Origin of the sequence: Wolbachia endosymbiont (group A) of Ancistrocerus nigricornis, from assembly GCF_947250785.1 — a bacterium.
Classification (GTDB): domain Bacteria; phylum Pseudomonadota; class Alphaproteobacteria; order Rickettsiales; family Anaplasmataceae; genus Wolbachia; species Wolbachia pipientis.
Genome location: NZ_OX366348.1, coordinates 498,008 through 512,533 on the forward strand (window position 1 = coordinate 498,008; position 14,526 = coordinate 512,533).

Annotated in this window: 10 protein-coding genes; 7 read left to right on the forward strand and 3 right to left on the reverse strand. The window is 35.0% G+C overall.

What is annotated here, in order from left to right:
* The first annotated feature begins 26 nt into the window (after positions 1 to 26).
* On the forward strand, positions 27 to 1,814 hold the full coding sequence (locus OOK90_RS02535; RefSeq protein ID WP_264706099.1) for a coiled-coil domain-containing protein: 1,788 nt from the start codon (positions 27 to 29) through the stop codon (positions 1,812 to 1,814).
* Here OOK90_RS02535 and OOK90_RS02540 read toward each other — a convergent pair.
* Both OOK90_RS02540 and OOK90_RS02545 read right to left on the reverse strand, forming a co-directional pair.
* On the reverse strand, positions 1,798 to 2,973 hold the full coding sequence (locus OOK90_RS02540; RefSeq protein ID WP_213862916.1) for a CCA tRNA nucleotidyltransferase: 1,176 nt from the start codon (positions 2,971 to 2,973) through the stop codon (positions 1,798 to 1,800). The genes OOK90_RS02535 and OOK90_RS02540 overlap by 17 nt on opposite strands.
* 99 nt (positions 2,974 to 3,072) lie before the next feature.
* Entirely contained in the window at positions 3,073 to 4,005 is a 933-nt protein-coding gene (locus OOK90_RS02545; protein WP_264706103.1) for an OTU domain-containing protein, read from the reverse strand.
* A gap of 117 nt (positions 4,006 to 4,122) precedes the next feature.
* Between OOK90_RS02545 and ychF the strand changes: the two genes are divergently transcribed.
* The 6 genes from ychF to OOK90_RS02570 all read left to right on the forward strand — a co-directional run bounded on the left by ychF (position 4,123) and on the right by OOK90_RS02570 (position 11,993).
* Entirely contained in the window at positions 4,123 to 5,217 is a 1,095-nt protein-coding gene (gene ychF, locus OOK90_RS02550) for a redox-regulated ATPase YchF (protein WP_010962597.1), read from the forward strand.
* Complete coding sequence (locus OOK90_RS06630; protein ID WP_410529689.1) at positions 5,210 to 5,338, forward strand: hypothetical protein; 129 nt, start codon at positions 5,210 to 5,212, stop codon at positions 5,336 to 5,338. The genes ychF and OOK90_RS06630 overlap by 8 nt, the downstream gene beginning before the upstream one ends.
* 146 nt (positions 5,339 to 5,484) lie before the next feature.
* Entirely contained in the window at positions 5,485 to 6,678 is a 1,194-nt protein-coding gene (locus tag OOK90_RS02555) for an ankyrin repeat domain-containing protein (RefSeq protein ID WP_070356816.1), read from the forward strand.
* A complete protein-coding gene (locus OOK90_RS02560) occupies positions 6,671 to 8,476 on the forward strand; it encodes a pentapeptide repeat-containing protein (RefSeq protein WP_264706105.1) in 1,806 nt (601 codons plus the stop codon). The genes OOK90_RS02555 and OOK90_RS02560 overlap by 8 nt, the downstream gene beginning before the upstream one ends.
* Positions 8,460 to 9,068, forward strand: a complete 609-nt coding sequence (gene gmk / locus OOK90_RS02565; RefSeq protein WP_209473330.1) for a guanylate kinase — start codon at positions 8,460 to 8,462, stop codon at positions 9,066 to 9,068. Before OOK90_RS02560 ends, gmk begins: the two co-directional genes overlap by 17 nt.
* A gap of 282 nt (positions 9,069 to 9,350) precedes the next feature.
* Positions 9,351 to 11,993 (forward strand): ankyrin repeat domain-containing protein, encoded by a 2,643-nt coding sequence (locus OOK90_RS02570; RefSeq protein ID WP_264706106.1) that lies wholly within the window; start codon positions 9,351 to 9,353, stop codon positions 11,991 to 11,993.
* On the opposite strand, the gene sdhA is transcribed toward OOK90_RS02570, so the two are convergent.
* Positions 11,994 to 13,793 carry a succinate dehydrogenase flavoprotein subunit gene (gene sdhA, locus OOK90_RS02575; RefSeq protein ID WP_264706107.1) on the reverse strand — a complete coding sequence of 600 codons (1,800 nt, stop codon included), beginning with the start codon at positions 13,791 to 13,793 and terminating at the stop codon, positions 11,994 to 11,996.
* Between the last annotated feature and the right edge of the window lie 733 nt (positions 13,794 to 14,526).

Genomic DNA, 14,526 nt, shown 5'->3' on the forward strand with positions numbered 1-14,526 from the left:
TTAAAGTTAAAAAATAAGGTAATTTTATGCTAAATATTAATAATAAGGTTAATTATGAAATTAACATTAAGCGAAAGGAAAAAAAATACAGCTGGTCTACTGTATTTGCTTGGTTATATCTAAAAACGATTGGACGAATATTGCCCAAGAGATGGAATAGATGGGCAGAAAATATTTTGTACTACGATAAAACTACTGCAAACAATGAAGTTCAAACTGATGCTTTTAAGACAATAGATGGAAGTGTTCAAGTTGACTTAAAACCTGAAGTTGTAGAGAAAGAGAGCCAAAGTGTAGTGATAAACAAAGATGGAGGGGTTCAGACTGATGGAGTAGCATTGATAACAGAGGAAGATGATGAAGCATTAGAAGAACAGCTGGAGGGCATAAATCAGGAATTAGAACTTGAACGTTTACAAAATGCTTCCTTAAAAGAAGAAAATAGAGAATTACGATCTGAAATTGAAGGACTTGAAAAGAGTTATAAGGGACTTACAGAAGATGCAGGCGAACGAGAAGAGGAACTAACCAAATACAAACAAGATAAAAAAGCAATGCAGGATAAAGTTGATGAACAACAGAAAACTATATTTGATCAATACATGATAATAAGAGAGCAAGGAGAAGAAATTGAAGCTACTAGGAAAGATAATGAAAGTCTGAAAGCACAAATAATAGAACTTAAGAGTAGGTTAAAGGACAAGGAGGATAAATTAATTGAATTGAATCAACAATGGCAAGCTAGCAAATTAGTGGCTTTACTTAAATCACAGACTGATAAATTGTGTCAGGCTAAAGACAAAAATACTGAATTAGAAAATAAAGTCAGTGACTTAGGTCATGAAAACAAAGCTCTACGATTAAGTGTGAATACATTGACTGCTCAATTGGGTGAAATGGAGAACTTGGGGAAGCAATTACAAAGTGTTCAAGAATCTAAACAACAATTGGAGATTGATTTAGAAGGTCAATTGAAAGCTGACACTAAGAAACTACAGGAAGCAAAAGAAGGTCAATTGGCTAAAAAGGCAGATACAGTGAGTACAGTATCTACTGCAAAATCAACTACTGGTTCTATGAAGTCAAAAATTCCAAAGGGTTTATCTAAGCTTCGTGGGAATGAGAATTGCGATAAATTTTTATCTGATAAAAATAAAGAGTTGAAAAAAAGTTTTTCTGAATTTGAAAATAAATACTCTTGCCATAACGTGCTTAATGAAACTATAAAGTCTCTATCAAATCAAGATGATGGCAAATTTGAAAGCAGTAAGCTGCTTGAATTATTAGAAAGTAATTTGAAAAAATCCGCAAGGGAGATCATAGAAGCTAAGGTTAAAGAAGTTGTCAACGAACATTGTAACATTGGAAAAAATATGGGTAAAGAACTACGAGATGACACGTTAAAAGCCAAGTTGTCACCTTCTGTTAAAAAATGCGTAAAAAAATTAGAATTTAACAAACAAGAAGGGGTAAATAAGATTGTAGACTCTATCTTGCACAGCTTTAATAGCAAGAATAATAATAATAACGACTCAGGAGAATTGCTTAAAGAAATTGTTACAGGAAAATTAACAGAGGCTAAAATGAAATGTTTTTCAAATAAGATTCAAGAGTTACAACTGGCATTAAGCATAAGAGATAAATTTTTATCTCCAGATCAGGGAATGTGTAATCAAACTCAAGGAGGAGTAAACGAATATCAATTAACAGAAAAAGCTAAAAAAGAACATATACCTAATTCCTCTATGAGTTCCCCTAATATTGCAAGCATACATTCATTGAACAGTCAGAAAGCAGTTAGAATAGGCTCTTAGCATAAAGCACCAGCTCCTCTTTTGTTAAAGTGTAGGAGCTATCTTCCCAATGTTGTTTTAGCAATTCCAAGTTTCTACCTAAACTTTTTCCTGGCTGGTGACCTATACTTATTAAATCATCGCCAGATAAAGGAAATTTTGGAATATTGAATGTGTTAGCAAATGAAATGTATTCATCAACATTTTCTCCAGACTCAACACCACAAATTTTCACTAAATCACAATATAATTCTCTACCAAATAAAGATATGTATTTTTTTTGCTCTTTTTCTGAGAGTTCTGTTTTGATATCGTTGGATAGTAAAAATAGCAGCTTTTTCTTTTGCTTGTTTGAAAGACGTAAAAATTTGCTTACATATTCTCCAAGACTTAGCCTGTCATTTTTTTTAGTAGTCCTAAGGAGTAACGCTAATTTTACTAGTGCATCAGTGCCCAAAAGAAGTGGCGAAGACAGAATTTCGCATTTTACTTCTTTTGGGATAATCTTTTGCAAAACATCAGATTCTTGCATGCTCTTAAGTGTTGGAAAAGGATCATTGCACTCCAGCAATTTAAGTATTTCATCTCTTATTCTCTCTCCAGAGAGGTTTTGAATCATATGCGAATGCTTTTTGCATACGTTTAGTATTTCATCACTCAAATCTCCGACACATATTTTTGCATGAAAACGAAATGCTCTTAAAATACGTAGATAGTCTTCTTTAATTCTATCTTCAGCGTTGCCTATAAAGTTTAACCTTCGCGCTTTTAAGTCCTCTATACCACCAAAGTAGTCATATATATGGCCATGCTTATCTGCATACAGAGCATTAAATGTAAAGTCGCGCCTTGAAGCATCCGCTTGCCAATTATTGGTAAATTCTACTTTTGCATGCCTACCATCACATTTCACATCATGCCTTAGTGTTGTGATCTCAAAAGATCTTTGATTTAGAACCGCAGTGATAGTTCCATGTTTTAAGCCAGTTGGAATAGTTTTAATATTACGGAGTTTTAGCGCTTTAATCGTTTGATTGGGAAGCAAATTAGTAGCTAAATCGATGTCGTGGACATCACGCTGCAAAATTGAGTCTCTCACACACCCGCCGACAAGCCTAGCCTCACCACCAAATTCCTCTATGGCATCAATAATTAAACTAGTCTCATGGTCAACTTGCATTTAGGTTAGTACGTACTGCAAATTCATATTATATGAAATGCTTGCAAAAGCCCTATATAAAAATATACAGGGCTATGAAGATTTATTTTACACTTCCAATTATGATATTTGTTGTTGATGAAATGTTTTTTCTGTTCTTGATTCCTCCATACTACATCTTGGTAAACTTGAAGGGTTTTGCTCTTCAGAGCACTCTATGCGCTGCTTTATCTCACTAACGCACTGCTCTACAACATCACCAATTTTTCCATCAGCATTTTCTGCCAATAACTTATCAAATCCCTTTTCAACCTCTGCTCTCTCAGAGATATCCTTTGAAAGGTTACAATATTCTAAGATCTCGTCTAGCTGCAGTTTTTTTGCTAATAGGAAATCTTCTTGTTCTTGCTCTTGTTTAAGTTTGGTTTCCTCTTGCAGTTGTTTTGCTAAACTTTTATTTCTATCAAGCAATGGTTCGAAATGCAATCCGCCTTTGTTTATTATATGCACAATACTACTATCATCATAATCAACTTTATTGTATTCACCTGCACTTTTTGAACCTGAATTGTCTATTAATTCATGCAAAGACAGATCTTGGTTATCAACAGTCTGGTTCTCTATAACATGTAGCTTTACCTTATACTTTTCACAAAGTATTCTGCCTTCAACGTCAGGATCACCCCACCTACTGTTACGCATAATGTCTGCTGTATAATCATCTACAGTTTCACTACGGTGCTGGCCATTGTTATCATGACTATTGACAATTGCATTTGTAAACCACTTTGGTGGATTCTTTTGCGCAAATTCCCTACAATCATTTCTTAATTTTTCGGCAGTAACTTGCTCTCCTGTCTGTTGTTCTAGACTTTGCCTGAACGAGTCAAAAAAACAGCTTCCATTACCAATTGCTTGTCCTACATAGAAATTGTCAGGGTAAGGGTTACTATTTAAAAGAGTTATTTCTTGCCCTGAGATCCTGGGCCTTTTTATTCCAACCTCAACATCATGAAAGTCACTTGGTAGTTTCCGTTTCTTAGCTGTAGTCATAGTTTTACCTTAATTTAAGCTATATATTACTATACCAACAAAATTGTCAATAAGCGACTAATTAAGTATAGCAGAAATTTTTAAATTATGCAATAGTTATAATTTTACATAGCAAATATGAGTTTTAACTGCGGTATAGTTGGGTTACCAAACATAGGAAAATCAACCTTATTTAATGCGCTTACAGAGTCAAGTGCAGCCGAAGCTGCAAATTATCCTTTTTGCACAATCGAGCCAAATATAGGCAAGATTTCGATAAAAGATCAACGTTTGAAACAAATCGCAGCAATTGCAGGCTCAGAGAAGGTAATCTACAACCAATTAGAAGTTGTAGATATTGCAGGTCTGGTAAAGGGTGCGAGCAAAGGCGAAGGGCTTGGCAATAAATTTTTAAGCCATATCAGAGAAGTTGATGCCATCGTTCATCTGCTCAGGTGCTTTACGGATGACGATATCAGCCATATACACAGTAAAATAGATCCAATATCAGATGCTGAAGTGGTAGAAATGGAATTAATCCTAGCTGATATTGATAGCATAGAAAAAAGGCTTCCTCAATTGGAAAAGAAAGCAAAGCAAGGTGATAAAGAGCTAAAGAGACAACTTGAATTAATGCAAGAGGTATTAGCTACTTTAAAATTAGGTAAACCTGCAAGAAGTTTGGAGAATATCAATGAAGATGAGATGAAGTTGCTTCAATTGCTGACAACAAAGCCCGTTATGTACGTTTGCAATGTTGAAGATACAAATGTTATAACTGGCAATGAATTATCTAAAAAGGTAGAGAGGATGGCGGAGGAAAATAAAAGCAAATTTTATTGCATTTCAGCAAAACTCGAAGCAGATATTGCAAATCTTGATAGTGAAGAGGAAAAACAGAGTTTTTTATCAGAATTTGGCTTACAAGAATCAGGCCTTGATGGAGTAGCGCGTATTATGTATGAAGTGCTGAGTATGATAACTTTCTTTACTGTGGGCCCCAAAGAAGCACGGGCATGGCCAGTAAAAATAGGGTCAACAGCCGATAAAGCAGCAGGTGTAATCCACACTGATTTTGAGAAAGGCTTTATAAAAGCAGAGACAATAAGCTTTGCAGACTACATAAAGTATGGAAGTGAATCAGCTTGCAAAGACGCAGGAAAAATTCGCTTTGAAGGCAGAGATTATATCGTGCAAGATGGCGATATAATGCACTTTAGGTTTAATGTGTAGTTTATTATGCAGCCACTTATTTAAAGTTAAGTTTTCTGGATCCCAGTGTCTGGGCACTGGGATGACATCCTCCCTAGCGGAGATTGCTCTCAAATCACAATGTTCGTACAGTAAGCACTGACCACTTTGCTTCAATATTTGCGATGCCCCTGAACAGATACAAAAAATCTATTGTTTTTTTATAAATTAAATCCTAAGGCATTTTTTACTGTAGATTAATCATTTGATTATAGTATCATTTTAATTAAGCTTATGCTTGGGATATTTATGAAGAATATTTTATATTTTATATTATTAGCTGTCGTATTCGGATCACCCATCCTGTTTGCCGTAGAGCAGCTTGAAGAAAAGAAAATTGAATCAGTTCATAAAAACGAAAATGTAGGTGTAAGGAAGCAAGATAGCACAAATCAAAAAGATGAGTTAAAAAGCAACGTCGATGCTAAACAAACACAAGAGGCTGAGAGCAAAAGATTAGACGGCACTACCGATAAAGAGAAACTGCAACACAACGAGAACAAAGCTTTCGTGGTTGAAAAAACTATAAGTGAAGGTGAAAGGATTGATAAAGATTTGCCAAATGACCAGCTAGAAGGAAGCACAGACAAATTTGCTCAAAATTTACCAAATGTGGCCAATAAAGAAGTGAATAAAGATTTGAAACCAGAGCCTTTGCCTTTAAGTGCTGATTTAAATGAGAATACAGCTAACCCGCAAAAAAATCTACAAGCTGATCAGAAGATTGATATAAAAGATAATGAACTTTCAAAAAGTGATGCGAGTCAATTATTAGAGGGAAAAAAAGAAAAAGTAGAGAATCAGTCTGAAGAAAAAAAAGTGAAAGAAACAAACAGTAATTCCAAGGACCGCAATAGAGTAAAACCTATAACTAAAAAAGATGAAGAAGAGCAAAGTGAAAAGAAAAGTTTACAAAAATGGACAAAGCTAAACAGAGAACCAATAAAAGAATGGGGTCATAAAGACATACAAAGCAAGTCAATATATAAACGACAATATGATAGCCTTAATGAGCATCTTCCTACAACTGTGTTTATTGATGATTACAGTAAGCAATTTTTTTACTGCATTAAGAAGAACAACTTAACTTGCTTAAGAGGAGTAATAAGTAAGCTAGAAAAAATTGGATTAACAATTCAAGAGATACTAAGGTTTAGAAATAAATTGGGTGATACTCCTCTCATTTATTCAGTTAAACAAGGTGAGGTAGACATAGTGCGCTTTCTCTTATTACAAGGTGCTGATCTTAGAGTAGTTAACAATAATTTTCAATCCCCAATTGATATAGCAATCGAAAAAAAGCAGATCAATATAATAAATGCGATTGCCGAAATGATGCCACATCTTTTGGAGGATAGAAAAATAGACAATAAAGAAAGCTCAGCAATGTACGATTGGGCTGTGAAAACGAAAGAAATACAGTGCGATAAGCAAGATGATTAGATTTTTGATATTAATTTTAGTTGGTCATTTATGTTATGGAAACGAAACAAATGATGAAAAAAATCAGATTAGTGATTTTTTAAACGCTTTGCGTGATGCAAAATACGTATCTTACAGTAAAAAAGACTTTGCTGAATTTTTGGTGCAGTGCCACAAAGAGGGCGTGCCAGAAGATTTTAAGAAAGGTTTTGGTTCTAACTTAAATGGAGCTAATTTTAACCAACTGTACCTAAGTAAATCTGTTTTTGATGGAGTAAGTCTGATTGGTGCCGATTTTTCTAACACCGATTTATCCGATGTGTCTTTCATTGATGTTGATTTACGTGGTGCTAATTTTTCCAATGCTAATTTACATGGCATTAAAATAAAAGGTACAAATTTGAGTTTTACAAAATTTGTTTCTGCAAACTTAACAGATATCGTATTTGATCAGTCTAATGTTAGTTATGCTGATTTTATCAGTTCCGATCTCAAAAAAGTAAGTATGCACAACGTAATTGGTTTGCATACTAATTTCTCGAATGTGAAAATGAATTTCTCCAACTTATCAAACTCGAATGTTAGCCACGTAAATTTTAGTGATAGTGAAATAAACGATACTGTTATGCAGAAAAACAACCTTGATAATGCAAGTTTCTTTGGAGTGGATGCATATAAATTAAAGATACAATTTTCTTCATTAAAAAATGCTAACATATATGGTGCAGAGTTAAAAGAATCAGACTTTACAGGTAGCAATCTTTCCGATGCTTGCCTTAATTCTTCTACCATAATTAACAGTAACTTCGACGAAACTGATTTAAGCAACACACAAATTTCCTATGTGAATGACGATAATTCAAGTTTTGTTCAATCTATACTAAATGGTTCCAAGATAAAACATGCATATGTTTCTGAAGCAAATCTTCATGATGCTGATTTATCCAATATTGATTTTAGTTTTAGTGAACTGCATCAAGTTAATGTCTCTAATGCTGACATTCGTCACGGAAAGTTTCATAATACTAAAGTTGCAAATTCTAACATGAATGGCTCATTTTTTGACCATTCACTATTCACATATGTGAAGATAGAAGATTCAGAACTTTCTACAACTTCAATGTATAAGATAAAAATCCAAGACTCTCAAGTTTATAACAGTACACTTTCTCGCCATAATATTGATTCCAGTGAAATAGAAAATTCAACATTCTTTAATTTATTAGCTGATAATTCGAGCTGGTCCAATTTAAAAGTAACTAATTCAAATTTTATTGAAAGCGATTTCAGATCTTCTTTGCTTCACGCTAATGCCTTTAGGAAAACTAGCTTTTTTCTTAGCAATTTGAGTAATTCAACAATTAGTGATATGTCTTTTCTCTCTTCAAGCATATATAAAAGTTCAGTTGTTGATGCTCACTTAACAGGTTGCAAATTTGATAATTCAATTTTGATTGACAATAAAGGACAGAAAAAACTTGCAGGTTCAGAAAATGCTATAACTTCGATTAAAGATTTGCAAGAGAAAATATCACAGGGTGAAAAATTTAATGTAAATTATTCTTACTTTGAATTTAAGAATATGAATTTAGAAAATGCCGATTTTTCTAATTCAACATTGAGTAGAGCAAAGTTTGTAAACGTTAATTTGAATAAGGCAAATTTTGAAAAGACCGATTTGCGCTATACTGTCTTTGATAACTCTTCTCTTATTGGCACCAACTTATCAAATTCTAATTTAGAAGGTTCTAGCTTTTTAAACTCTGATCCAAAAAGCACCATGTTAAAAAATGCAAAGAAAAATGACCGTAAAAAGTGAGGGCGTATTATTGGTTCTATCCTCCCCTTCTGGAGCTGGAAAAACTACTATATCAGCAAAATTACTTGAGCAATCAACTAATTTAGTTAGGTCTGTTTCTATGACTACACGCAAGCCTCGCCCCGGCGAAAGAAATGGAAAAGACTATTTTTTCGTTACCGAAGAAAAATTTCACGAGTTATGCAAAGCTGGCCAAATGCTTGAATACGCCAAAGTTTTTGAGAATTTTTATGGTATACCAAGAAATTTTATAGAGCAAAACTTAAGCAATGGAATAAGCGTTTTACTCAGCATAGACTGGCAAGGAGCATTTCACTTATTCAAGCTCATGAGAAAAAAAGTTGTAAGTGTTTTTATACTTCCCCCTTCAATGGAAGAGCTTAGGTTGCGTTTGCAAAAGCGTAATAGTGATGATGCAAGCGAAATAGAGCGCAGATTAGCCGAAGCTCAAAAAGAGATAAGCAAACGTGATAAATATGATTATGTAATAATCAATGATGATATTGATAAAAGTGTAGAAGAGATAAGCTCCATACTAAATAAAGAAAGACTTAAAAAATCAGAAGAAAAACCAAGCCTGGAAGATTTATAAAAAATCAATTTGGATATTTGCAGCTATAGTTTCTTATCCTATTTTAGCCAATAGCACATTTCACAGTTTAGCTATATTTATTATTTTTTAAGATTAAATGGTTAAAATAGTAGCAACTGTTCAAGTGAGGATTTGACTATGACAACAGATTTTCTAATAGAAACTAGTTTTCTGCCTTTCCACCTATACATATACAACGTTTAGCTCAATTTAAAAGTCAAACTTCTTGGTTGTTAGTTTAGTGCTGACAACTTAAATAGCTTTTAATATTGAGGTTTTAGTATGGGTATAGATATAACTGCACTAACTACTAATGCAGATAAATTAGGTGAATGCATAGATAAAAATAAAAAGCAAGAGCAGGATAGAAAAGACGAACAATTATATGGCATTATAGAGAGAAAGGTAAAAAAAGAAGAACACAAGCGTGAAAAACCAAGAGATCAAGATGGAACCCTCAAGAAGTGTAAAAGGTTATTTGAGGAAGGTGCTAGCTCTGAAGTACTAACTAAATTAGAAGAATCACTTAGAGAACAAGAAAAATATTATAAGTATTATGTCCAATGCTTTCTTCCGGTATTGAATAGAAAAATATCGAAAGAACTAGACCCTATAAAAAAAGAGGAAATAGGACAAGCAATTTCAGAAATTACTTATAATAGCAGATATTGTTTTACCCACAACCGTAGGGACAGCGAAACAGAGAGTGGCTACGGCAGTGATGTTGAAGATGATCATGAAGTAGAAATAAGCAACGAAATAACAAATAACAATGCTCTACTACTAAAAGCGATCAAAAATGGAAATAACAGGAAATTTAGAAAATATCTAAAAGATTGTACGGATATTAGCAGCATAAAAGCTGAAGAAGGGAAAAATATTTTACACCTCATTGCGTCGTTGGAAAAGAAACAGAAATGCAAGTTTCTGGGTACCCTAATAAAAACGGTCACCAAGGAAGATTTAGCACAACTTGTTGATAGTGAAAATCAGGACGAAAAAACTCCTCTTCAGGTGGCACTAATTAACAAGATAACAAAAGAAAAACATGAGTCTCATACAATCCAAGATAACGATAACACACTTAAGTTTCTTACAAAATTGTTAGAGCATGGGGCCAGCTCTGATAATTTAGGATTATCTACAAAAAAATTACAAGACTTAAAAGAAGAGCAAAAGACATACTATCGTAATTTCTTAGAAAAATTAGCAGAGCAAGGAAAGAACTCTAAATTAAAGCCAGAAATAAAAATCAATACAGAAGCAAAAATTAAAGAAATTATACCACGTACCATAAATACTCCAGATAGTAATGATAATTATCAATTACATTTAGCAATTAAAAATAATGATAAAGAACTTTTTAAAGAACTATTGCAAAAAGGGGCAGATATTAGCCTTAAAGACACAGATGATAATAATGCTTTACACTTGATTGTTAAACCTGAAACAAAACAAAAACTTAAACTTCTCCATATATTGCTAGAAGCAAGCCAAAAAGAACAATTTATAAAAGCTGTAAATGATAAAAAAGAAGGGCAAACACCGCTCCACCAGGTACTCCAGTGCATACAAGAGAAGAGTGAGAACCGATCACTTAAGAAATTTGAGAAAACTAAGAGATATAAAACCCTAGAGCTATTACTACAAAACGGTGCAGATATTACTGTGCAAGATAAAGATGAAAAAAATGCTCTGCACTATATTGCTTCATTCAAAGGAGAACAAAAAGTTGCATGTTTGAAGTTGACTTTAGGTAAGGATGAATTTAGTAAGGCTATAAATGCTGTTAACGGGAAAGAGCAAACACCGCTCCATCAGGTACTCCAGCGCATACAAGAAAAGAGTAAAGAACCTTCATTGAAAAATAAAATAAAGAATGTAATAAAAAAAGAATTTAAGGATACTGGCAGGTATAAAACCTTAGAGTTATTTCTACAAAACGGTGCAGATATTACTGTGCAAGATAAAGATGAAAAAAATGCTCTGCACTATATTGCTTTATTCGAAGGAAAACAAAAAGTTACATGCTTGAAATTAATATTAGGTTTAGTAAAAGAAAGAAAAATATCTGAAGATCAATTAAGAGAGGCTGTGAATGCACCTAATGGAGAAGGGAACACACCCCTAGAATTGGCATTAAAGAAAAAAGCAGAAAAAAGAAGTATCGAACACCTATTGCAAGGAACAATTTTTGATACAGCAACTGCTTATGACAATACAACAAAATTTTGTACAATGCTGCTAGAAATAGGCGCTGATCGCTGTTCTCTGGAGCTGAAAGATCCAAAATTCCATACTAAAAAGTACTATTTAACTTTACGAGATCTAAAAGATTATTCAGAGACTCCACAGAAAGCACAGGAGAAAGCTAAAGAACTAAAAGAGAAGCTTGAAGAAAAATACCACTGTAAAACTGCTTCAAAAAAATGCAAGTCTGGCATTAAAGAAGCAGGTTCTGGTATAAAAAAAGGAGTATCTGCTGTAGCAGGATTCATAGATCCAGCAAAAAGGACCCGCGAACTGTTAGCAATCACGATAACGATTACTGTTATTGCAATGGTAACATTTGCTTTCTTTCAGGGTCAAATGGCAATTGGAGCAGCCATTCCTATCATAGCTACTGCTGGAGTTATATGTCTTACTTTAACTTTAGGATTTAGTGGTATTAAGAAATTTTTTGAAAAATCAACCAACAAAGCACAGGACATATTTAACGACAAAAACCGCTCTAATTCAACAACAGAGCAGAATCAAGCTTCGAAGAACCCTATTGACAATGATCAACAGAATTTAGGAAATGATTCTGAAGACCTAGCAGCAAAAAGACAACAAAATCAATCAGAGCATACAGAAAACCCAGCTACCAAAATGAGCGATGTATCAATAATGAACTCGTTGAAAAATTGTGTAGGGATAGTGTAACTAGTAAACCCTCTTCTCTGGCGCTATGAAATCAATCTCACCGCTCAGAGTTTTTTCAGCCACTTTTTTATAATCAATTTTTACGTTAATTTGCCCTTTCTTTTCTTCAAGCCACGCTATAGTGTGCTTCATCCAGTTTTTGTCATCACGTTCAGGAAAGTCTTCACGAGCATGGGCACCTCTGCTTTCCTCGCGATTAGCTGCGCATTCCATGGTAATAACCGCTTGTGGGATCATGTTAGCAAGCTCCAGTGCTTCAACTAAATCACTATTCCACATCATACTGCGATCCTCAAGTGAAATATCAGGCATCATTTTTGCTACCTTTTTTATAGCTTTTTTGCCTTCTTCTAAAACTTCAGCAACACGGAACACTGATGCGTACTTTTGCATAGTGTTCTGCATTTCACTGCGTATTTTTGCTACTTTTAGCCCACCGGAAGCAAATCGCATTTTATTGAATCTATCTACTATCCAGTCTGTGCAGTCTGAATGCAATTTTTTATGTGGTGTACCGGATTTTAGTTTCTCTCTTGCTCTGAGCGCTGCAGCTCTGCCAAAAACCACAAGATCAAGAAGCGAGTTAGAACCAAGTCGATTTGCACCATGCACAGAGACGCACGCAGCTTCTCCAATTGCAAATATTCCATCTACCACTTCTTCCTTACCTTGCTTCAGCGTGATCACTTCTCCATGATAATTGGTTGGAATGCCACCCATGTTATAGTGAACAGTCGGAATGACCGGTATTGGATCTTTAGTAACATCAACTCCTGCAAAGGTCTTTGCGGTTTCGCTAATGCCCGGCAATCTGAGTTTTATTACTTCCGGATCAAGATGCGCTATAGTTAAATACATGTGATCTTTTTTAGGTCCAACTCCCCTTCCCTCTCTAATTTCAATTGTTATTGCACGACTTACCACATCACGGGAAGCTAAATCTTTTGCTTTTGGTGCGTAACGTTCCATAAACTTCTCGCCCTGAGAGTTAACAAGGTATCCCCCTTCGCCACGGCATCCTTCTGTCATCAAGCACCCTGAGCCATATATTCCTGTCGGATGAAATTGCACAAATTCCATATCTTCAAGTGGTAATCCAGCTCTTACTACCATGCCATTACCATCACCTGTGCAGGTATGCGCACTTGTTGCAGAGAAATAAACACGTCCATATCCACCTGTTGCTAACACCACTCTATGCGCACGAAATCTATGTAATGTGCCGTCGCATAGCGACCAAGCAAGAACTCCGCAGCATGTTTCGCTATCCATAATTAAATCAATCACAAAGTATTCAACAAAAAATTCAGCGTTGAATTTAAGACACTGCTGATATAGAGTGTGAAGGATTGCGTGCCCAGTCTTATCTGCTGCCGCACAAGTGCGCTGCGCTGATTTTCCTTTACCAAAGTGAGTTGTCATTCCACCAAAGGAACGCTGGTATATTTTGCCATCTTCTGTACGAGAAAAAGGTACGCCAAAATTTTCAAGTTCAATAACAGCTTTAGCAGCGTTTTTACACATATATTCTATTGCATCTTGATCACCAAGCCAGTCTGAACCTTTTATTGTGTCATATGCATGCCAGCGCCAATCGTCTTCACCGATATTACCTAAAGCTGCACTAATTCCGCCTTGTGCTGCAACTGTATGACTTCGTGTAGGGAAAATTTTAGAAATGCAGGCAACTGAAAAATTAGTTGCAGCCATCCCAAGCGTTGCTCTGAGCCCTGCTCCACCTGCACCTACTACTACCACGTCATACTCATGTTCTATGATCTCATACGCTGACTTATCCATATTTACTTATTTTATCATTACAGGCTTATGATATCACAGAAGTAGAAAAAATCTATACAAGTTTTCTATAGTTAAGACGTCATGCCGCCGCGGCGCTAACAAGTAGCGGGATGACAGCAATCCTACGTCATACCGCCGCAGTATCTCAGCCACTAACACGTAGCGGGATGACGAGCTTATTGTCATGCCGCCGCGAACCGTCATACCGCCACGAACCGTCATACCGCGATTCATTCGCGGTATCTCTAGATCCCGCTAACAAGCAGCGGGATGACGATTGTCGTTTAGCTATAAATATTAAGAAATTTACCAAACGAAAAAAAAGGCAAAAGAAGCCCCGTGGTTATTATCCGCTTTAAAATATTGGCGTTTTTTATGTTTTAAACGCTTGACAAGCGAAATTCAGCTGCTTTTAATTGCAACTAACTTACGCTGCAAATGTTTAAGAAATTTACTAAGCAGAAAAAAAGACAAAGAACCCCCGAGTTAGCTAGTCTTTTACTATCTCTGTCGAGTATTGGCATTTTTTGATGTCTTGTAACGCTTTATAAGCGCGTTCAGCTTATTTAGATAAAAATCTAGATGTAGATGAAGTTTTGTAAAGACATACAGTATCTATATACTGCAAAAAATTGAACATAAGACGCCGATACATTAAGTAATCCTTACCTTTTAATCTGCAGATTGGCGAAAGCAAATACAATAGCTTCAGTTTCATGATAAGGGGGCTGGC